Consider the following 23470-nt stretch of genomic DNA (forward strand, 5'->3'; position numbering starts at 1 on the left):
AAATACTGATAAAATTACACTAAGATAGCAAATTAGTTTATATAATATCAGCGTATTATACACTTGTTCGTTTGCGGAATAAAATTATTGTTTTTATGAACTACTGTAATTTCGGCGGATTATTTCAGTTTGTTTTCCATATATTTTATATGATCCATAGGTATATCTAAGCCGAATATATTTCCTTTTGTTACAACATTTTTTGTTTCAGGATTTACAAAAACATAGAATTTGTATGTTTTCAAACGAAGGACAAACTTTAATTCATATACCTCATCACCAATATTTATATATTCATTTGCTACTGTGTTTATCATTTCCTTCATTTTGGATTTGGAAAATTGTTGATTTAGAGATGGCTCGAAATTCATATAGATATGCGACTCTTCAATGTTGGCCCCTGATTTCTGGCCACCGATTGTATTATAACCCGATATCAATTCTGGCTGGAAGTTTTTTTCAACATATTTTTTCGCCTGTTTCCGATTTTTTATTACTCCGATTTTGGTGTAAGATAAAAGATCAATATCATTGCCATTAGAAATGAATTTAGGCCAATTACGAAATAGATTTTCGAAATTACTTTCAACAGAGATTAATGGCTTTCCATATTCGAAGAGATTTGTTGTTTCTGTACCATGTATGCTCTGGGCTTGCATGCATGTACAAATAATCAGAAATAATAATGTGAATGTTGTTTTCATAAGTGTTGATTTAAAATTTAAATGAATTGGGCAAATTTAAGAGCAAACCCGGCTAACAGATTTTACATAATTTATACATTCTGGAACTGCTGAGCACGATAAAGATATGATAATCTTTTTTTTTCTACAAAAAAGAGATTTAGTTTAATCATCAATTCTATGATATGATTGAGTAATCGGATAAAGTGTTAAATATAAAATTTTGTTGTGTTTCTTTCTTTAAATGCAGGCTTTATCTTGTTTTAAAATAACAAATTCCGCTTTTTTCTTTACAAAAAAGGTCGTACTTTTGCACACTAACTAAAAATTAGTTAGGAAATAAAATAGTATTAAAAAAACCAATTCGATGAATTTTGTTGAAGAACTAAGATGGAGAGGCATGATACAGGAAATCATGCCGGGTACGGAAGAACAACTGCAAAAGGAATTGACTTCGGGCTATGTTGGCATCGATCCTACTGCCGATTCATTGCATATCGGGCATCTGGTGAGTGTGATGATATTGAAGCATTTCCAGCGTGCAGGGCATCGTCCGATTGCCTTAGTCGGTGGAGCAACAGGTATGATAGGCGACCCTTCTATGAAGTCGGCCGAACGCAACCTGCTGGATGAAGCAACTCTTCGCCACAATCAGGAATCGATAAAGAAGCAACTTGCTAAATTTCTCGATTTCGAGTCTGACAAACCAAATGCAGCAATATTGGTAAACAACTACGACTGGATGAAAGATTTTTCTTTCCTGAACTTTATCCGTGATATAGGTAAACATATAACAGTGAACTATATGATGGCAAAAGATTCGGTAAAGAAACGCCTCACTGGCGAAGCTTCGGAAGGTATGTCGTTTACTGAATTTACTTATCAGCTGATGCAGGCTTACGACTTTCTCTACTTATATCAGACACAAGGTGCACGCATTCAGATGGGAGGCTCCGACCAGTGGGGAAATATAACTACAGGTACTGAACTTATCCGCCGTAAAGCCGGAGGTGAAGCATACGCACTGGTTTGTCCATTGATCACGAAAGCTGATGGTACTAAGTTCGGGAAAACCGAATCTGGGAATGTATGGCTCGAAAGGAAATATACTTCTCCTTATAAGTTTTATCAATTCTGGCTGAATGTAAGCGACGAAGACGCAGAAAAATATATCAAGATATTTACAGCACTCAGCAAGGAAGAAATTGAAGCACTCGTAGCAGAACAAAAAGGGGCGCCTCATTTACGCCCGCTGCAAAAGCGTCTGGCAAAAGAGGTTACCGTGATGGTCCACTCGGAAGAAGATTACGAGCAGGCTGTAGAAGCTTCGAATATCCTATTCGGTAATGCTACAGCTGATGCATTTAAGAAGTTGGATGAGGAAACTTTCCTTCAGGTATTCGAAGGTGTTCCTACATTTGATATATCTGCTGATGAATTATCATCGGGTATAAAGGCCGTAGATCTGCTGACAGAGAAAGCGGCTGCCTTTCCGTCGAAAGGAGAAATGCGAAAAACAGTTCAGGCAGGAGGTGTGATGATCAATAAAGAGAAGCTGCAAAACTTCGATGATGTGATAAATAGCTCAAATCTTATTGCAGGAAAATATATAATTGCACAAAAAGGGAAGAAAAATTACTTTCTTTTGATTGCAAAATAAAAACTATTATTACTTTTGCACTGTCAAAAGTAATATTGTCTCATGGTGTAATGGTAGCACTGCAGATTCTGGATCTGCCTGTCTAGGTTCGAATCCTAGTGAGACAACAAAAAGCTCCCTGAAATATCTCAGGGAGCTTTTTGTTGGTCGGTTAATGATCGGTCTTTATAATTATTCTATACTTTTGAATTTAAGAATAAGCTTACACCAACCATTAGTATCTTCTCTGTATTTTTGGCGGGTTTCTTTATTTATGAGAATGTTACACACTTTCGGATTTTCTGTGATACCCAATATCAAGCCTTTCGGTTACAACTTATTTTCATTTGCACGTTTTACATAATTTTACTACTATTGCAATCAATTTAAATAACAGCAAATCCGGTATACCTCTGTTTATTTAGATGCCCGTAATTTATAATAGTTGAATATAATTTATAACACAATAGGAATACTCAGAAAAAATCAGGAAATGAAAAAAGCACACATTATTTTTAGCTTATGTTTAGGTTTAACTGTACTCTTCAGTTGTACAAAACCTCAGACTCCGGAAAAATCCAATTTAAACTTGGAGAGAGCGCAAGCTACATTAGATTCGCTCTATAATAACTATTCTGCCCCTAATACGAATCTCCTGCGTGAAAATTATCCGTTCGATACTACTTATACTGCTACCTATCTGGCTTCGGCCGAGCAGGCAAATATACCGAACCAATATTCTTATCTGTGGCCGTATTCGGGGACACTATCTGCAGTAAGCGCCTTGTTTGAGGCTTCGAACGATAAAAAATACCAGCAATTACTGGATACGAAAGTGCTCCAGGGATTGGAAGAGTATTTCGACCAGAAAAGAGACCCTGCAGGATATGCATCTTATATCAACGGGGCGCCGACATCAGACCGTTTCTATGATGATAATGTATGGTTGGGTATAGATTATTCTGATCTCTATTTACTTACAAAAGAGCAGAAATACCTCGATAAAGCAAAATTAATATGGGATTTTGTAGCCAGTGGAATAGATGATAAACTGGACGGAGGTATTTACTGGTGTGAGCAGAAGAAAGAATCAAAAAATACATGTTCTAATGCACCGGGGTCGGTATTCGCATTGAAGCTCTTCGAAGCGACCAAAGACAGCACATACTTTCATTTGGGTAAAAGCCTCTATGAATGGACAAAAAAACATTTGCAGGATACATCGGATTACCTTTACTACGATAATATAAGGCTGGACGGTACGCTGGGAAAAGCTAAATTCGCATACAACAGCGGGCAAATGATGCAGTCGGCAGCATTATTATATAAGCTGACAGGCGATAAGGCATATCTTACAGAAGCACAGAATATAGCGAAAGGCTGTTACAATCATTTCTTTGCAGACTTTACTCCGTCGGAAGGCGCTCAGTTTAAATTATTGAAGAGGGGTGATGTATGGTTTATAGCTGTCATGCTAAGAGGTTTTATCGAATTGTATCATTTGGATAATGACAAAACATATATGGATGCATTCAATAAGAATCTCGATTATGCGTGGAACCACATGCGTGACGATAACGGGCTTTTCAATACCGATTGGACGGGAGAAAAGAAAGATGATAAAAAATGGTTATTGACGCAGGGTGCCATGGTAGAAATGTATGCCCGCATGGCAGCGGTGGATGTTAAATAATGAAATATTAAGATAGACAAAGGCCGGATTATTCCGGTCTTTGCTGTTTATTATCAGGAGTGTTCAGCGTACAAAAGCATTGATTTTTTGCACATATTTTTCGAAATCATTACGGTCGACAACAGAATGGTTTTTAATCTTTGTACGGTAATTATAAATTGTCTGAACTGAATATCTCAGGAAATTAGCTATTTTGGAGCTGTCGGATATGCCCAGTCTTATCAGAGCGAATATCCGCAGTTCCGTATTTAATAATTCGTTCTTCTTTAATTTTATCTGTCCCTCTTCATCCAGAAGCTTATTAAATTCATCTATAAAGTTGGGGTATAGAGTAAGAAATGCCGTATCGAAATTATGCAGGAATTCGTTAAACTCATTTTGTTGGAGTTTATTAGAAGATAGTGTAGCCATTAAATTGTCGATTTGCTTGGCAGCTATCTTACGTTTTACCATTTCTCTGTACTGATTCACTTTATCGAGATATGAAGAACATAAGTCCATAAATAGACCGACATATTCTTCTTTCGTCCTGTTCGCTTCTTTCAACTGCTCGTTCAGATTATACAATTTTCGTCGGCTGGTTCTTAACAATTTCACTTGCTTGTAAATATAAAAAATAGCAAACACCATCATCAGTGATAATATGCTGATAATGACAATCGTAGTTTTCAGCCTAAAATTTTCAATCTCACTTTTGGAATGATATGCAGAAATTATGACGGGTAATTTCTGGGCTATCTGTATAGTCCTGAACCGATTGTTGTAGAACTGTGCATCATCCAGTGCACATTTTATATACCGGTACGAACGGTCTATATCATCCGGTTTATTTTCATATAAATATAGAGCAAGGCTTTGCATGGCTGCATTTTCCTTTAAGGCACAGACTTGATCCGAGATAGAGGCCAAAATCAGAAATTTTTCGTATAGATCCCATTTTTCTTTCAGCCTGTATAAAGTAGCAAGGTTGTTTGTTACTATTGCATAAAGCCTGTTGTCGTTATTTAACGAATTAAATACATTCAGTAGTATTCTTTCCGCCTCATCCAGATTTCTATCTCTTAATGCTATATATCCTTTGTGATATTCTTTTTGTATGGTATTTTTGGGTAACCACATATATATAGAATCCAGATATTGTCTTTCTGTTTTTTCATATATAGGAGCATATATTTTATCCTCGGTATAATTTCTGGCTGTATAATATATCCATTCTCCGGTCGTATAGTAATCGGTCATCATAGTGGAGTCGGCCAGGGGCAGTTTTAACTGTTCAAACATATCGATTGCCTCTTTTATCAGTCCGGTAGTAGCAAGTAACGTAATGGTGCGCAGGTCGGCTTTATCTCTCAGCTCCTTCTTATTTGATTTTATTGCTATTTCTTTATTTTTTATTGCATACTGCAAGGCAGAGTCATATCTGTAAGTGCTGTATTCTTGTATTATATTGTCATATAATTCGTATAATCTTTCATCAGAAATATTCGCCTGAAATGTCTGTTGGCGTAGGCTGTCGATAGTTCTTTCTTTCCTATCCATATAATATTGTCTTTTTCCAATCATTATATCCAATTGATGTAGCAAAGAATCTCTTTCGCTGCTGACGGTAGGATAAATATTGCTAAAATAAGACAGGAATATTAATAGACTTATAGTTCTGGACATACACAGTATCTTTTTTAGGTTTATATATAAATCTCCACAAAAATATTAAGAATACAATTGGTTTTTCTTTTTCGGACATTAATTCTGATTGCAAATTTAATTAATTATATAAGAAAAGTTGAATTAAAGGTCTTTTCTATTTAATAATTAATCTACTTAGAAAAGCTTTATAGTTTTAGATTAAGAGTCATAAAATCAATTGCTTATACTTTTGCTGTGTGCGCAAATTCCTACTTAAGCGGTTTTTAAGTGTGAATATATGTGAAAACGAAACTAATTTTGTTTTAGAGCAAATCACACGTGAACTGATACTTTGATCATTTTGATGAATTACAAAGTAGAGAATCTTTTTAGTAATAACATATTCTACTAACCTTAATCTCATTTGTATGAAATATCTAATAACTAGTTTGTTCATATTATTGTTGTACCCCGTCACTATGCAGGGACAAAAACAATATATAGTAAAATCTCCAGATCTGAAGATAGAGGTAAAAATAGTTGTAAGCAAAACGGATATAAAATATTCGGTTACACATGCCGGAGATTTGATGATAGATATGTCACCATTATCGTTGACATTGCAAGACGGAACAGTTTTCGCAGTTAATCCGAAAATATCTAAAGTTTCGACACGCAAGGTAAATGAGACCATTTATCCAGTGCTCTATAAGAAAAAAGAAATTCAGGATAATTATAATGAAGCTACTTTACAATTTAAAGACGGATACAGTCTTATATTCAGGGCATATGACGACGGCATAGCATATCGCTTTGTGTCGAATCTGGATAAGGATTTCATTGTAAAAAACGAACAGGTTGAATTCAACTTTCCATCGGATACAAAAGCGTATGTTCCGTATGCAGTAGGGCGCGAAAAGAATAAGTTTGAAGACCAGTTCTACAGTGCATTCCAGAATACATACGAACATATAAACTTGTCCCAGTGGGATAAGAAAAGGATAGCATTCCTACCCTTGATAGTAGAAGGTGTGAATGGAAAGAAAATATGTATAACAGAAGCAGATCTGCTGAATTATCCGGGTTTGTATTTGCACAATGATAATAATTCAACAAAGCTAAAAGGTGTTCTTCCTTCTTATCCTAAAAAGATTGTGCCGGAAGTACGTGGATTAAAAGGCGTGGTGCGCGAACGTGAAGAATATATAGCGAAGTGTAATGGAAAGACCGAATTTCCTTGGCGCGTAGCCATCATATCGGAAAAAGATTATGAATTGGTCGACAACGATATGATATATCGTCTGGCTTCATCACCCACGTTCACCGATTATTCTTGGATAAAACCGGGAAAGGTAGCCTGGGATTGGTGGAACAACTGGAATGTGTATGGAGTCGATTTCCGTGCCGGTATTAATACTGAGACATACAAATATTATATAGATTTTGCTTCGGAGTATAATATCGAATATGTCATTCTGGACGAGGGCTGGTCAGTCCCCGGCAAGGCCGACTTAATGCAGATTATTCCGGAGATCGATTTACCTGAAATTATCAGCTACGCAAGAAATAAAGATGTGGATATTATTCTTTGGGCTGGTTACCGTGCATTCGATAATGATATGGAAAATGTATGCAGGCATTATGCCGATATGGGAGTAAAAGGCTTTAAGATAGATTTTATGGATCGAGACGATCAATTGATGATCGATTTCAATCGCCGGGCTGCAGAAGTGGGAGCAAAGTACAAACTCATTATAGATATACATGGTACATCTAAGCCCACAGGCCTGAACCGTACATATCCGAATGTAGTAAACTTCGAAGGTGTACACGGTCTGGAAGAGATGAAATGGGACCCCGAGTCAACAGATCAGGTCACTTATGATGTTACATTCCCATTTATACGCATGGTTGCAGGTCCGCTGGATTATACACAGGGAGCAATGACCAATGCTAATAAAAAGAATTACCGCAGTATATACGACAATCCGATGAGTCAGGGAACCAGATGCAGGCAACTGGCGGAATATGTCATTTTCGAGTCGCCGTTGAATATGCTGTGTGATAGTCCGACCAATTATAAACGGGAGCCTGAATGTACCGAATTCATCGCCCGGATACCTACTGTATGGGATAGGACTGTGGCACTTAATGGAGAAATAGCAAAATACGTGACAATAGCGCGTGAGAAAGATGGCGTTTGGTATTTAGGTTCGATGACCGACTGGACTCCTCGCAAAATGGAAATCGATTTGTCATTCCTTGGTGAAGGGAACTTCAGAGTTGAGATATTTAAAGACGGCATAAATGCAGACAGGAATGCAAATGATTATAAAAAAGAAACTATAAATATTTCATCCGATCAGAAATTAACTATCGATATGTCTGCAGGTGGAGGATTTGTTGCAAAATTCGATAGAATATAAGATTGGTTATGGTTAATAAATGTTTATTAAACGTAGGGTGATTATTAAAATAACCTACTTTAATCGTTATGCATATTTTTTACAATGTATTTGTATACAGATTGTTGAATGTTTAATGCTTAGTAAATAATCTACCAAACCGATAATTGAAAATTAACTGTTTTTTTATATTACTATATTTGGAATAACGAATATTAGTGATTTGCCCTACTGCTGTTATTATAAGCTAATTTATTTTGAAGACTACTTTCGGAATAAGTGGCTATAGTTAATGAAATACTCTAATACTGGTTTTTTATCTAAACTAATACTCTATGAAAAAATTATTAATCATTATTGTTTATCTCCTCTTGGGTGTAGGAACAATACTGGCTCAAACGAGGACTGTGCAGGGAACAGTTGTAGATGAAAATGGAGAACCCTTTATAGGGGTTACGGTTTCAGTAAAAGGATCATCGACAGGAACTATAACAGACCCTGACGGTAAATTCTCTCTAAGACTGTCTCAAAGTGTTAAAAAGCTGACTTTTAGCTTCGTCGGTTACGAAACTCAGGAGATAGATGTTACAGCTGATATGAAGGTAACAATGACCCCGTCTACAAGCCAACTGAGCGAAGTCGTTATTACCGGGATGACAACTATGGACAGGCGCACATTCACGGGTTCGGCCGACAGGTTGCAGGCCGAAAATATAACTTTAAGCGGTGTGTCTGATATCAGTCGTTCACTCGAAGGACGTTCGGCCGGGGTATCTGTTCAGAATGTCTCAGGTACTTTTGGTGCGGCTCCCCGTATCAGAGTGCGTGGTGCAACATCCATTTATGGTAATTCCAAGCCTCTTTGGGTAGTGGATGGTGTGATATTAGACGATGTAATCGATGTAGGAGCAGACGATCTGTCTTCGGGTGATGCTGTTACACTGATCAGTTCTGCTGTGGCAGGCTTAAATTCCGATGACATCGAATCATTCGACATATTGAAGGACGGTTCCGCAACTTCTATTTACGGAGCCAGAGCGATGGCCGGTGTGATTGTAATTACAACAAAAAAGGGTCGCGCAGGGAGAAGTTCGGTTAACTATACCGGCGAATTTACAACCCGCATGAAACCGAGTTACAATGAATTTAATATTATGAACTCTCAGGAGCAAATGGGCTTCTACAGAGAACTGGAACAAAAAGGATGGCTCAATTTCTCAGGAACACTGAGGGCCTCCAATAGTGGGGTATATGGTAAGATGTATCAATTGATGAATACTTACGATCCTCTCACCGGTTATATGATGGACAATACCGAAGCGGCAGCGAATGCATACCTGAGGGAGGCCGAAATGAGAAATACAAACTGGTTTGGTGAATTGTTTTCTCCTTCGATAATGCAAAACCATTCAGTAAGCGTTTCTTCGGGAACAGAAAAGACTTCCGTGTACGGGTCTTTGAGTGCAATGTTCGATCCGGGATGGTATAAGAGGAGCGAAGTAAAAAGGTATACCGCTAATGTTAATATCAATCACAAAATATTGGAAAACCTTTCTGTAAACCTGATTTCCAGCGCTTCTTACCGTAATCAGGAGGCTCCGGGTACAGTCAATCAGGAGGTCGACGGAGTATCGGGTGTTGTAAGACGTACATATGATATCAATCCGTACAGTTATGCGCTGAATACTTCGAGGACACTCGATCCTAATACTTTCTATACAAGGAATTATGCGCCGTTCAATATCATGCATGAGCTAAGAAATAACTACATGGACCTTGATGTTACAAATGTAAAATTCCAGATGGAACTCAAGTGGCGTCCTTTGCCTGAACTTGAACTTAGCCTGTTAGGTGCATATAAATACAGCCAATCTGCAACACATCATCATATAAAAGACAATTCGAATCAGGCAATGGCATTCAGGGCAATGGGAGATGCTACGATACGTGAAGCGAATCCAAATCTTTACAAAGATCCTGATTTTCCAAACAATTTGCCAATAAGTGTGTTGCCGGAAGGAGGTATATATCAAAGAAGAGATTATTCGCAAAGAGGCTATGATATAAGGCCCGCATTGTCATGGAACAAGACTTTCAATAACGTGCATGATGTATCTGCATACGGAGGTCTTGAAGTACGGGCTTCTGATAATAACAATACTTATTTCAATGGATGGGGGCTTCAGTACGAATTAGGTGAAACACCATTCTATGTGTATCAGTATTTCAAAAGAGGGCTGGAGCAAGGAAGTCAATACTATAGTGTGTCTAACACGCACCGGCGCGATGTTGCCTACTTTGGTCAGGCTACTTACGGATATGACAGCCGCTATTCGGTATCGGGAACATTCAGATACGAAGGATCTAACCGTTTGGGGATGTCTCGTAAATCGCGCTGGCTACCAACATGGAATGTCGGTGCATCGTGGACTCCAAGCAATGAGAGTTTTATGAACAACTTACGGTCTACAATTTCTCATCTCAAGTTAAGGACTTCCTATAGTATGGTGGCACAGGCCCCTCCGTCGAATGTTACTAATTCGTTGCCTGTTATCGGTAGTGTGAACCCTTGGCGTTACTTTACCAATGCTCAGGAATCCGGATTAAATATGACTTCTCAGGAGAATAGAGATCTGACATACGAAAAGAAACACGAATTAAGTGTAGCTGTTGAGGCAGGATTTATAAATAACAGGTTCAACGCTATTGTTGAATATTTTAACAGGAAAAACTACGACCTGATAGGGCCTCTGAATACACAGGGTATGGGTGGAACAACTCAGAAAAGGGCGAATGTTGCAGAAATGAAAGGTCATGGATTTGAAGTGACTTTGGGTAGTGATAATATCCGGACTAAAGATTTTACGTGGCATTCCGATTTCATATTTGGGTATGCTAAGACTGAAGTGACAAAGTTGCAGGCTGCAACGAGGATTATCGACCTTATTACCAAAAGTGGTTTTACAAAAGAAGGTTATCCTCACCGTGGATTATTTTCCATTCCTTTTGTGGGTTTGAATCAGTATGGTTATCCGGTGATTATAAACCAGAATGGAGATGAGACAAGTACCACTATGGGATTTCAGGAATCACGCCCCGAGTATACAAATTTCCTAATTTACGAAGGCCCGACCGAGCCGGAATATACAGGTAGTTTGCAAAATACATTCAAATATAAGAATTTCAAATTGAATATATTTATGACTTATGCCTTTGGTAATGTAGTTCGTTTGGATAATGCATTCGCATCCTCTTATAATGATCTGGTCGCTACTCCGAGAGAATTTAAAAACCGCTGGGTTCTTCCGGGTGATGAAAATTCTACACATGTACCTGTTATATTGAGTAGAAGGGAGTATGACAAGAATACGCAGCTTGCTACCGGCTACAACTCATACAATTATACTTCGGTACGTTCTGCTAAAGGCGATTTCATACGTATGAAGGAGATGTCACTGACATACGATTTCCCTAAAGCATGGCTAGGCAATTCAATCAGCAATTTATCGCTGAAACTACAGGCAACAAACCTATTCCTGATATATGCGGATAAGAAACTGAACGGTCAGGATCCTGAATTTTTTAATGCAGGGGGTGTTGCGGCACCTATGCCTCGGCAATTTACATTGACAGTAAGACTTGGAATCTAAATTAAAAATAATATAATATGAAAAGAATATATATAATCATTATAGGATTTCTTATATCAGGTCTTTTTTCATCCTGCGACGAATATCTCGATGTAATGCCTGATAACAGAACCACAATAGATACGCCCGATAAGGTCGCAAAATTGCTGGTATCGGCATATCCCGACAGGCTCCATTTTATGGTCATGGAACCTGCTTCCGATAATTATGATGAAAACAGTGATAACCTGGCAAATAATAGTTTGATAAAAGAAGCCTATTATCAGTGGAGGACCGATTATGAAAGTACTAATGATAAGCCGGAAACTGTTTTTGGCGCTCACTACAGGGCAATAGCAAATGCAAATCTGGCCTTAGAGTCGATAGAAGAATTGGGCAATACGCCCGATCTGCAGAAATACAGAGGTGAGGCCTATATGGCCCGTGCCTATGCTCATTTCCTGTTAGCGAATATATGGTGTAAGCATTATAGTACAAACAGCGATAACGATCTGGGAATGCCATATATGAAAGCTACTGAAAAAGATGCATATGTAATGTATGAAAGAGGCACCCTGAGTGAATTTTATGCAAATATCAACGACGATATAGAAGCCGGATTACCATTGATTGACGATAATGCCTACAAGGTACCCAAATATCATTTTAACCGCAAGGCCGCCAATGCTTTCGCTGCCCGTTTTAATTTATACTACGGGAACTATGATAAGACTATAAAATATGCATCTGAAGCATTAGGTGTAGATGTTACTAAATCACTGCGTGACTGGCCTACTATGCGTTCTAAACTTACTTCTGACGAACAGTGTAATACATATGTGGATGTAACGAATCCGGCCACTTTGATGCTGATGGCCAACGTAACAGATTACGGGCGTTATTATAAGGGAGGGCGCTATTCGCACAATTTATATATCGCTAATAATGAAACTCTATATGCATCTGGCCCGTGGGGTAAAACAGATGTCCTGATGGGAGGCGGTATATGGACTCCCGGAGGTAATAATGAAGTCGGCAGATTTATCCCTAAGGCTAATGAATATTTCCGTGTTACTAATCCTATAGGTGGTACAGGTTTTCTTTATGGAATACATGCAGTGTTTACTACGGATGAGATATTGCTGTGCCGTGCGGAAGCGTATATAATGAAACAGGATTATACAAATGCGTTGATCGACCTTAATATGTTTTTGGCTAACTATTTTAAAGGTAGGAGTTTTACTACATTAACACTAAATAATGTAAACAGTTTCTACGACGGTGTCGAATATTGGGAATTTGATAAGCCGACAGTAAAGAAAAGGCTGGAACCGGATTTCCCTATAGTAGATAAGACTCATGAGAATATGTTGCATTGTGTCCTGCAGTTGCGCCGGGTTCTCACTTTACATGAAGGATTGCGCTGGCCGGATATTAAGCGCTACGGGATTGAAATATACAGGCGTAAGATAGATGAATCGGGCGTGGTTACGGTCAAAGACAGATTACCAAAAGATGATCCGAGACGTGCATTCCAAATTCCAGTAAGTGTTCTTAGTGCAGGTTTTGAACCAAATCCGAGATAAGATAATATATAAATGAAAATATATACTTATGAAAAAATATATTTTAACAACCGCAATTATTTTCTCATTCGTACTCTCGTGGTCATGTAGCAATGATGAAGATATAGATAAGAATAATAGCATCTTTGTCGATTCGCCAGTTGAACAGACTGAGTTTGACAAATGGCTTTTAGATAATATGGTATATCCCTATAATATAAAAGTGCAATATAAATATAAAGATATCGAGGCCGGAAGCAGCTATACACTGGCTCCGCCGTCGGTAGAAATGGGTAAAAAGCTGACTAAGTTGCTTAAATTTCTGTGGCTGGATGCTTATGAAGAAGTTGGTGATGTAGATTTTGTTCGGAAAACAGCACCCAAAGTAATACAATTAATAGGATCACCGGCGTATAACCCGGATGGAACAGCGACAGCTGGTACGGCTGAAGGTGGTGTGAAAATTACGCTTTATAACGTCAACGGGTTTGTTGATGATCCTGTTTCTTTAAATGATAAATATTTTGGAGTTATCCAGCATGAGTATACTCATATTGTGAATCAGTTGAAAGATTATGATCCCGGATACGGGCTTATTTCCGAAGGAGATTATAAATCCGGAGATTGGACAAAACTGAGTGAAAAAGACGCTTTAGATGCTGGATTTATTACAAGTTATTCTTCGAAAAATCCAGGTGAAGATTTTGCCGAAGTGGTAAGTAAATACCTCACAAAAGGAAAAGACTGGTGGAATGGAAAATTGAATCAGGCTTCTGCTGACGGAAAAGCAAAACTAGAGGAAAAGCTGGGGATAGTAATAGATTATTATAAATCGGCATGGAATATTGATTTTAATGAACTGTATGAAGTCGTGCAGCGGCGCTCACAGGAAGTGCAGTATATAGATATTGATAATCTTTACCCTTAAATAATTAGTTGATTATGAAAAAGATAATATACATATTATTACCTGTATTAAGCATCTTTTTATTGCAATCCTGCTTATTTAAAGATGATGATGTTTTTGACGATTCTCCGGCAAACCGTATGAATAAGGCCTTAGAAGAATATCGGGAAATCTTGGCTGGTGCGCCGAACGGTTGGCTGATGGAATATTATGCAGAAACAGAGCCCAACCTGATTGGAGGATATACTTTTATTTGCAAATTTGATAAGAACGGAAATGTTTCATTATCTACGGACTCTGAGATAAAAAGTATTCCGGTTGCCGAAACTGTCACTTCTACGTATGACCTGAATGCTGATCAGGGGCCTGTTCTTATTTTCGATACATACAATGAATTATTGAATTTTTATACAGAACCTAGAAACGGAGATGCAAATGGTTACAACGGAGATTTTCAGTTTATATTCATGGAAGTAAGTCCTGAAAAGATTGTATTCCATGGGAAAACTCAGAAACTCAAAATTGTGATGACCCGTATAGATGATGGCATAGATAATAGTACCTATTTGAAAAATGTCAATAATCTTCTTGCAGCTTCTACCGAAATGCCATTTTATAAAATATTAATAAATGGATCGGAAGTAGGTATAGCCGAAATAGATGAATTCTCCCGGGTATTTACATTCGAAATAGAAGGACAAAGAACCAAACAAAACATGTTTTACCAGACTGAAGGATTTGTTTTCTTGAAACCCGTTACTCTAAGTGGAGTTACTTTCAGTAATTTTAAATGGAATGCCACTCTGGGAGAGTACGGAGGATTCGAATGTACCGATAATGGAGTAGATGTTAAGTTTACAACTTATAAGCCAATAGATTATCAAAATTATGATGACTATATAGGTACATATACAATGTCTTATATAAACCATGATAATGTACGGAAAAGTAAGACTGTTCGAATTACAGAATTGGAAAGAGAAAAGACATATAATGTAGAAAACTTCGTACCTACAGCGATCAATGGCGGTAAGATAGTACTGGAATATACAACAGCCAAAAGGGGACAGGTTATTATACCTATATATCAGGATCTCGGACCATGGTCTACTTATCCTCGTTCGGGCTTGTATTTCTGGGTCGGTCCGGGTTCCGGCAGCTATTATCCGTCGGCACAAGGACAGGTTATTGGAAAAATGGAAGAGAATGCAGGAGCGAATGTTATAGAGTTTAAGCAGGCTGCAGGTACTTCGGGCAATGGAATTTTGGTAATATTGTATAATGCCACAGGAGGGGCTGCTCGCTACAACGCAGATACGTCGTATAACAGTATAGTGTTTACAAAACAATAACAACTAAAGGTATGTGAACTATGAAAAATTTATTCAATATATTATTGTTATCTCTCTTTTGCATTTTTATAGTAGGATGTAGTGATGACGATAAAGAAGAGAGTGTACTGAGAATCATAGAAAAAAGTATCGAATTCCCGGCTGATGGAGGTACCGGAAAGATTGTTGTCGAAGCTACTCAGGCTGTTTCTGCTACATCCGATCAGGACTGGTGTACAGTAATTGTCTCAGATAAAACAATTTCTGTAACAGTGACACCTGTTGATATTCTGGAGTCACGCAATGCTCGTATAACTATCAAGTCCGGAAATGAAGTTGTGTATGCAGAAGTATCTCAACAGGGAGTGATTTTATGGTTATATGGAACCAATATAACCAATAATACAATTGAGTTTCCATATAATGGTAGTTCCGTTTCGGGAGAGTCTCGTATCAACCGGCAATTCACGATCGAGGCTCCCGATTGGGTGCACTTTACAGTCGATGAGTTAGGAGAATTTACTATCTCTGTCGATCCTAATTCATCAGTTACGGAAAGGACGGCTACGCTTAAAATATCTTCCGGCCCGTTAAAGGCTGAATATACTATTAAGCAGAAAGTGGAAATGGAAATTCCTAAAACTAATTGGTCGGTTCCCGGTTATGTGGATACAAGTGATGCTCCAACTATCGGATATAGCTCTCAGGCTCTGAACCAAGGAAGCTCACCGAATGGGCGTGTAATTGCAGTATTCGACGGCAATATTAACTCATTTTGGCATACAAAATGGAGTTCTCCTGCAGCTACGTTACCGCAGTGGTTTATTATAGATTTAGGTGAAGAATATTTGTTGTATCGGATCGAGAGTGTGAGGAGGCAGGACGATGCTAATTCTCAAATTAAATTCCAGATACTTACATGTACCGATGCTAAAGCTGTCAATAAGGAAGACCCTACAACTTGGGAATGGGAAGATCAGGGAGTACATGATTTTAGTCAAAGTATACTGACTCCTCAAAATACAGATTTGGCTAATAGACCTAAAGCCCGATATATTAAATACTATGTAGATGAAACGATGAAAGGGGTAAAAAACCAGGCAGTACTTGCGGAAATATCACTCTTTGGACGTTATGCAAACCATTAACATCAACTAACGTCAGTAATTGGATTCGGGATAAGATCAGATATCTTATCCCGAATTTTTTTTCCCTTAAGAAGATTATGTGTATTTCAATTTTAGTTTAATTGTTTGTCCTCCTGCTATTTTATATTTTTTCAATCCGTTTTCCTCTTCTCCGGCTAATGGATAATTTACTTTTTCCCGTTTATTCAGCCATAATTCGAATTCAGTACCGGCGGGAAGATTGAGAATAATTTCCCGTTTCCCCGGTAAGCCTTTCGATTCAAAACCTATAGGTCCTTGATTTGTGTGTATATCGAACTTTGCATGTGATAAATTGCCGGGCTGAGGATAAATCCTGCATTTTTTTGAGCCGGGTGATAATGGCATTACTCCCGCTATTCCCTGATGAAGCATAACTAGAGGCCCAACGGCGCAATGGCTCCATTGTGAACCTTCATCGTGCCGGGCAACCCAAAACTCTTGTAAGACATTGTTTTCCCATACAGATGTCATACTCGCCCATCGGGTACGTAAATCATGCAAAACTGCATCGATATGTCCTTCTTTACTAAGCGCCCATAAACGCCATACAGCATTGCAAGGGTAGGAGAAGCCCATCTCAACCGGGCAAGCAAGTAAAATCCTTAAAGATTCCTCTTTTTTGTTATCAGGACATTGGTTGTAAAGAATTGCTGTGGCTAATGAGCGGTCGCAGTAGCGGATTTCCTGTTCCTCTTCTATCCATGGAAGATTATTGATAAAAACACTTTTGTCTTTGTCCCAAAACTTCTTTACACAAGCTTTCTCTATCTTCTTTCCATATTCTTCTATTATCGAAGCATTTTCCTCATCATCAAAAACACTGCACAGAGGGGATAACGCATGTTGGCACATAGCAGCAAGATAGAGATTAAGGGCTAATTGTTTATGACGTGTTTTCTTATAGGCTTCGTGATCTATATATACCGAGCACATGCCTAGATTTTCGGCAGGAATCAGAAGCTCGCTATCGTCTGTTAGGCTTGCTATATAATTAAAGAATTTAATTAATCGGGGATAGACTTCCTTAAGGCCTTCTTTATCTCCCGTGTACATATAGTAATGATAACTATCGAAGCAAAAGCCGATGCTATGATCGATAATAGGTCCCCAGTTTGTCAGTTGCATTTGCCGTTCTACAGTCCTTGCAAGCCTGTCCCAAGCCGGCCAGCTGTCCATAAAATAACCGTCGATAGATGATCCCTGACTGAATGTATTAATAAAACGATAGGGCAACTCCTTTTCACCGAAGGTCTGGAACACAGAATGCATCTGATGACTCCCGTCACCGCTATATTGCTGTCGCTCGCGAGCCATCCCGTCTACCAGAGTTTCTTGTGCACAGTTGTTTAATGTATTCACTGTTGCATACATCAGTTGCTGTAAAGTATCGTCTGATAAAACGATTTCGGGTTTGTTCTTCCATGGATACACCCGTCGCCGCATACCAATAGATGAAATCTCGACCGGGCGATCAAAATTACGGATATGTAATTGAAGCCAGCGGAAACTTTCGAAATCGAATGTTTCAAAACGGTTGATCCCTTCTTTACAGATGAATCTTGTCCACGAATTGAAATGCGAATTGATTATAGCGGGGCCGCCCGGTTTATGCGCTTCATGCACCAATAGTTCTACAATTGTTCCTTCCGGTGCGTCTATAGTGAAATACGGCCAGCCCACACCTTGCTCTTTAAACTCAAAGGTTAATGCTGCGGCATTGCTGAAATTTGGCTGAATAATATATCTGTTTTCAGAATTGCTTTCAAGGATTGAATCTTTTTCCACCTCAAAAGAATTCGGAATTATCATATCGAAATAATCTTCGGCAGGCCGTTTCCAATTTATCCACATCGATTCGGTTAGCTTCCATACAGGATAATCATACTCTTTCATCTTAGGTATACTTCGTCGCCGTATCTCAGAGATATTACGGTTTCCGAATATTTCCCATACATATTCTGACGATGACGTGCATACTGACGGGTCGGCTCCGTCTTTACTTACCATTTTTGCGGGTATCCATTCTTCATTCATAACGAATGATGAGTCATCCCATCCGTAAGGAAATCTTCGCGCGTCAAATTCTTCTTGCAGTGCCCGGAGAAACCATCTTTTATATTTACCGGGCTGCCAGCTTTTAGGTAAGTGACACATCCATGAATCATCACTTATAATTTCTTCACCATCTATATTCAGATTGAAAATAAATCCGGGTTTCCCCATAGGATGTGTACCATCTCCGGTGCCGAAAAAGCAGACCTGACAGGCAATAACGTTTTTTCCGTGTTGAAGATAAGATGACAGGTCAATCGGGTCGGCTTCCTGCCATCTCGGATCAGACGGAGCAGGACCCCATTGTACTCTTTTGCCATTTACAAATAGTTGATACCGGCTGTCGGCCAGTATCCATCCTTTCGCACTTAAGATATCTTTATCCAGATTGATTTCTTTACGGAAAAGAACGAAAGTATTCTGTAATGTTCTTCCCGAAGGATACCATATCCATCGTGCAGGGGAAAGATCGAGAGGCGTATTTCTATTATTTTCTCCATACACACTTATTATTTGGAAAAGTGTGAGAATTAAAAGTAAAATGTTTTTCATAGTGGTAGACTTTTCTCAAAAATAAGAAGAAAATCAACGTGTTGGCTAAAAGATAGATTTTATATTCGCTATTATAATATTAAAACTTCCGAAAAGATTATAGCTTTTGCAAGCTTTTCCCTTTTTCCAAAGCTCTAAAAATATTTTGGCGAACAGACCGTATAGCAGGACATAATTCTCCTTCCATTATCTCTAATGTTGTTTTTAATTCTTGCTTCAACTCCGGAATAGGCCTGCAAAGTTCATAAGCTATTTTCATGCAGAGAGATTGCACGCCGGGCAATTCGTTAACAGACAACATCCGTTCTAAACAGAAATCCAGAAAATCAATTCTCGGAGGAGTTGCAAATGGTTGTTTATATAACAAATTGAGGATTAACCTACGCTTTCCTCCATGATTGCAGACCAATAATTCATCTATCAATTCGTTTTGCTTATTGTGTAGCCATTTATTATCCTGTGAAGAAAAGTGAGTGAAAATCCATGCTGCCTGATATCCGATAGTTTCATCATCGCCAATAACTAAATCGAAAAGTTCTAGCTTTAAGCTATCATTAGCGTGGGTCAGATAAAGTATGTGTTTTATATCTTCAATTCCGATTCGTCGGGAGAGTTTATCTTGGAGGTTCATTTTAATGGTTTTAACTCACTGATACAACAAATTTATCATATATAATATTTATAACTATAAGCATAAATTTACTGTAAATATTAATATACAGCTACAGATAAATGTCAAAACTGTTATTTGGAGAATAGAAAAATTATTATATTGAGTTAATCCAGGTTACAAATAAAAAATCCCAGCGGATTCATTTAGAACCAGTTGGGATTTTTATTTATAGAAAAAACTACGAAAATTAGATTTGGTGGAAAAGTCGGTATACTATCTTACCACCGAAGACAATATCTGCTTCATAAAATTCTTGTCTGCTGACTCGAAACGTATAGAAGTCTTTATCTGTACTTCCTTATCAGGACAGGCTAGCTTTATAATCATATGGTTCCAGCCCTTATCGAGCATAATATTAGACACCTTTGTTTCTATATTTCCGGCTACTGCATTTGATGTTATCTTATTGCCATTCAGGTAAACACTATAGCCTCCAATTGTGGCCACATACATATCCATACTTGGCATATCAGGCTCAGCCAGCAGATTGCTTAACGAGCGCGGACTATATATCCAGAAACTCATATAGGCTACGGGAACCCTGTCTCTTTCCGGTTTTGATAATGAGAAAATACCCTTATCGTCACTGGTAGCTACTTTCCATTCCATATTATCTGAAACAGTGTTCAACTCAGGCTTAATATTGGCTTCTCCATTTATAAAATCGGTAGACAAAAGCTTATCTGTAGTTTGGGTATTCTTACTCAGCGAACCTAAAATCAATGCTTTATGTAAACGGGCATCGCTATCCAAGGCTTGCATATTCTTGATATTGTCATTCGAAACTGTAGCTCCCATATTTGCAAGTATCTTCGCCATCAACGATTGGGTTTCCAGCGCAATCTCACTTAAATCGAGTGTGGATAATATAATTTCTGATTTACCTGCTTTCAGTGATGCAATTACTATATCAGAGCCTTTGGCCTCTTGTTCGCTACGGAATACATTCCCTGTTTTGGACGTTTCCGCACGGTAATTCCATCGTTGCCAATCCGTATTGCAGGCTCTAAGTAGCACAGTAGACTTCATTGCAAAATCACCCGCCATTCCATGATGCAAAGCTGTTTTGCCGCGAGGGATTAACTCCGAGAAATAAAAATCTGCATGATTCAATCCTTGTAGCAAGGTAGGTGTACCTTCTTTAAGGAAAGAGGTAGCAACCCTTTCGTTCAATGACACGGTAAAAGGTAAAATAGTATTTATAAAGTCTTTCGACTGAGGACTCATTCCCATTACAAATATACTTGCTCCCGCATCGATAGCTTTTTGTAGTTTCAATTGCTGCTCTTTTGTATTTGCGGGAGGATTGGCACCGTCTATTATAATCAAGGTTTTATCGGTCGGTTTACTGTCGGAAAGTATTTTCAGCCCCAGATTTTCCAGACTTTCTTTCAGCAATGATTCCTGCGATGCATATAATAAAATTGCATTAACCGGCGTTACAGCAGCTTCTGTTTCTGTCTGATCGGCTATCTTTCCACTGTAAGGCAGTATGGGCGTTGCATTTGCGTTACGCACAGCTTCAAACAAAGGCCATGTCCTATAAAGTGGTAATGATGCATCATAGCCCGGATTGAGCGTTGTAGTATATGGTCCCAAGCGCTCAGGCTGCATGCCATAGCCACCTTCCTCAAAGCCGAAGAAAATACCGTCATCAGCAACGGGCGGACGGGAAGTATCTTTCATACCCAGATTCAGCGGCTGCAAGGCATACCATGCCAGATTAAAAATACAGCTATAAGATGCATTTAATTCGCGTTGAGTCTTTATCAGGTCGTAACTTTCTATAGCGACCCCCTCCATACGGCCAAGCATACTCTCATATGCCCTGTTCCCGTTATATTCAGAAGCCTGTTTAGGCGTGCCATAATAAGCCATACTCTGTTCACCTATTCCCCAAGGTTTACCTGCCGAAGACCACTTTTTCATTCCATCCATACCACCATAATGACCGATAACTGTCGGCAGATCGGTAGGACGATCCGTTTCACCGTCTCCCGATATCCATGGACGTGTCGGGTCCATATCGGCAGTTATCTTTACCCAGCGGTTTATCTCATCCAATTGCTTCTGTACAAGTTCTTCGGGAGCTTTAAATACATGCACCGCTACAGGAACAGTTTCGTTACATACACTCCATCCGAATACCGAAGCATGGTTTTTATCTCTTTTTATCAGACGGCGAATATGCTCGGCACAGCTTTCCCAATAATCGTCACTATCTATCTTCGGCCCTCCGTCACTCGACCAGATACCGGTTTCATCGAGCACACAAATCCCCATTTCGTCAGCTACATCCAGATAAAAACGTGGAAAAGGCTGCGCATGAAAACGAACTGCATTTGCATTTGCATCTTTGAGCATACTAAACCACGCCCATGGGTAACGGCGTGTCATCTGTGGAACTCCCATAAAGTGCCATGAATCTCCTCTCAGAGAAATTTGCTCACCATTCAGTAATAACCTATTGCCGTCGATTGTAAACTGGCGCCATCCGAAGCGGTCGTATTTTTTGTCTACTACTTTCTTATTCTCTTTCAGGTTTACAACCAGCCCATAGAGATTAGGTGTGTCGGGTGTCCAATATTCCAGTTCGTTTGTCACAGCTTGTTCAATCGTAATCTTGGTTATTGTATTTGCAGGAAGTATGACTTTCCTCTCTCCGGGAAATACCAATGCTGCCAGCTTTGCCAACTCACTCTTCTCTTCCGGACTTTCATTGATAGTGCGTCCCGCCAGATTATACCACTTTCTCACTTCGGCATCAAGACTGATCGTCTTTTTCTGCGAGGATGTATTGTGTATATCTATCTCTATTTTCAGCTTTTTATTCTGCACATCCGGCTGAATAAACATATCTTCCACATAAACGGGATTGTAAGCAAACATATATACATCTTGCCAGATACCAGCCATTTCTATACCCCACATAGAGCCACCGACATAGGTGCGACGACCATATTTTCCATGATCATCGAACAAGCTCCCTTTAGCCACCCCTACCAAAATCTCATTTTCTTGTCCTGCTTTTATGAATTGGGTAATATCGGCTTCGAAAGGAAGGAACAATTCGAAGTTTTCGGCAGCTTTCTGTCCGTTTACATAGACTTCGGTCTTTCCCATTACTCCTTCGAAGTGAAGAATGATCTGCTTTCCATTCCAATCGGAAGGTACAGACACATTTTTCCGCATCCATCCTATCTGAGCTTTTTCCCACTCTTTAGGATAACTGGGATACGTAATAAAGTCGCCCCCTTCTCCATCTGTAAAATTATTTACATTCCACGGGGAAGGTATCTTTATGGCAACATTCTCTTTCTTAAATACTGCAGGTACTTTAAAATCGGAAGCGTTGGCGTCGTATACGGGCATAAAATCCCATTTGCCATTTAGGCAAAGTTCTTGTCTGTAAGGTTTCTCCACATCGTTTACTAATCCTTTCACGGGATTGAACGGATAGGGATATTTTATCCTATCCGAAGCGTGGGTAGTGAGAAAAGATAAAATTGCCAGAGTAATTATATAAAAATACTTTTTCATGTTTAT

At 38.8% G+C, this 23470-nt stretch carries 13 protein-coding genes and 1 tRNA gene; 9 read left to right on the plus strand and 5 right to left on the minus strand.

Annotation, left to right across the window (positions count from 1 at the left end; genetic code table 11):
• Nucleotides 1–119 precede the first annotated feature (119 nt).
• Complete coding sequence (locus K348_RS0111850) at nt 120–704, minus strand: hypothetical protein (protein ID WP_156032876.1); 585 nt, start codon at nt 702–704, stop codon at nt 120–122.
• A 346-nt stretch (nt 705–1050) separates the two neighbouring features.
• On the opposite strand from K348_RS0111850, the gene tyrS reads away from it, so the two are divergent.
• The 3 genes from tyrS (at nt 1051) to K348_RS0111865 (ending at nt 4015) form a co-directional block, all read left to right on the plus strand.
• On the plus strand, nt 1051–2343 hold the full coding sequence (tyrS, locus tag K348_RS0111855; RefSeq protein WP_029905162.1) for a tyrosine--tRNA ligase: 1293 nt from the start codon (nt 1051–1053) through the stop codon (nt 2341–2343).
• Nucleotides 2344–2379: 36 nt separating this feature from the next.
• Nucleotides 2380–2450, plus strand: a tRNA-Gln gene (locus K348_RS0111860).
• 365 nt (nt 2451–2815) lie between these two features.
• Complete coding sequence (locus tag K348_RS0111865; RefSeq protein WP_029905163.1) at nt 2816–4015, plus strand: glycoside hydrolase family 76 protein; 1200 nt, start codon at nt 2816–2818, stop codon at nt 4013–4015.
• Nucleotides 4016–4078: 63 nt separating this feature from the next.
• Here the strand turns inward: K348_RS0111865 and K348_RS0111870 are convergent, their stop codons facing one another.
• Nucleotides 4079–5680, minus strand: coding sequence for a DUF6377 domain-containing protein (locus K348_RS0111870; protein WP_029905164.1), 1602 nt, complete (start codon nt 5678–5680; stop codon nt 4079–4081).
• A 389-nt stretch (nt 5681–6069) separates the two neighbouring features.
• Here K348_RS0111870 and K348_RS0111875 point away from each other — a divergent pair, with 389 nt between their 5' ends.
• The 6 genes from K348_RS0111875 to K348_RS18810 all read left to right on the plus strand — a co-directional run bounded on the left by K348_RS0111875 (nt 6070) and on the right by K348_RS18810 (nt 16626).
• Nucleotides 6070–8067 carry a glycoside hydrolase family 97 protein gene (locus K348_RS0111875; protein WP_029905165.1) on the plus strand — a complete coding sequence of 666 codons (1998 nt, stop codon included), beginning with the start codon at nt 6070–6072 and terminating at the stop codon, nt 8065–8067.
• A gap of 314 nt (nt 8068–8381) precedes the next feature.
• Entirely contained in the window at nt 8382–11696 is a 3315-nt protein-coding gene (locus K348_RS0111880) for a SusC/RagA family TonB-linked outer membrane protein (protein WP_029905166.1), read from the plus strand.
• Nucleotides 11697–11713: 17 nt separating this feature from the next.
• The gene (locus tag K348_RS0111885; RefSeq protein ID WP_029905167.1) at nt 11714–13261 is read left to right on the plus strand and encodes a RagB/SusD family nutrient uptake outer membrane protein; all 1548 of its coding nucleotides are present in this window, start codon (nt 11714–11716) and stop codon (nt 13259–13261) included.
• A gap of 28 nt (nt 13262–13289) precedes the next feature.
• Nucleotides 13290–14168 (plus strand): putative zinc-binding metallopeptidase, encoded by an 879-nt coding sequence (locus tag K348_RS0111890; protein ID WP_029905168.1) that lies wholly within the window; start codon nt 13290–13292, stop codon nt 14166–14168.
• Between the two features lie 14 nt (nt 14169–14182).
• Nucleotides 14183–15499 carry a DUF4302 domain-containing protein gene (locus K348_RS0111895; protein WP_029905169.1) on the plus strand — a complete coding sequence of 439 codons (1317 nt, stop codon included), beginning with the start codon at nt 14183–14185 and terminating at the stop codon, nt 15497–15499.
• A gap of 20 nt (nt 15500–15519) precedes the next feature.
• Nucleotides 15520–16626, plus strand: coding sequence for a BACON domain-containing protein (locus tag K348_RS18810; RefSeq protein WP_051697825.1), 1107 nt, complete (start codon nt 15520–15522; stop codon nt 16624–16626).
• Between the two features lie 75 nt (nt 16627–16701).
• On the opposite strand, the gene K348_RS0111905 is transcribed toward K348_RS18810, so the two are convergent.
• From K348_RS0111905 to K348_RS0111915, 3 genes are all read right to left on the minus strand, one after another.
• Nucleotides 16702–19251 (minus strand): alpha-L-rhamnosidase N-terminal domain-containing protein, encoded by a 2550-nt coding sequence (locus tag K348_RS0111905; protein ID WP_029905171.1) that lies wholly within the window; start codon nt 19249–19251, stop codon nt 16702–16704.
• 97 nt (nt 19252–19348) lie between these two features.
• Entirely contained in the window at nt 19349–19882 is a 534-nt protein-coding gene (locus K348_RS0111910; RefSeq protein WP_029905172.1) for a hypothetical protein, read from the minus strand.
• A gap of 255 nt (nt 19883–20137) precedes the next feature.
• Complete coding sequence (locus tag K348_RS0111915) at nt 20138–23464, minus strand: glycoside hydrolase family 2 protein (protein ID WP_051697827.1); 3327 nt, start codon at nt 23462–23464, stop codon at nt 20138–20140.
• Nucleotides 23465–23470 lie beyond the last annotated feature (6 nt).

Source organism: Prevotella sp. 10(H) (assembly GCF_000711235.1).
Lineage (GTDB): Bacteria > Bacteroidota > Bacteroidia > Bacteroidales > Dysgonomonadaceae > Dysgonomonas.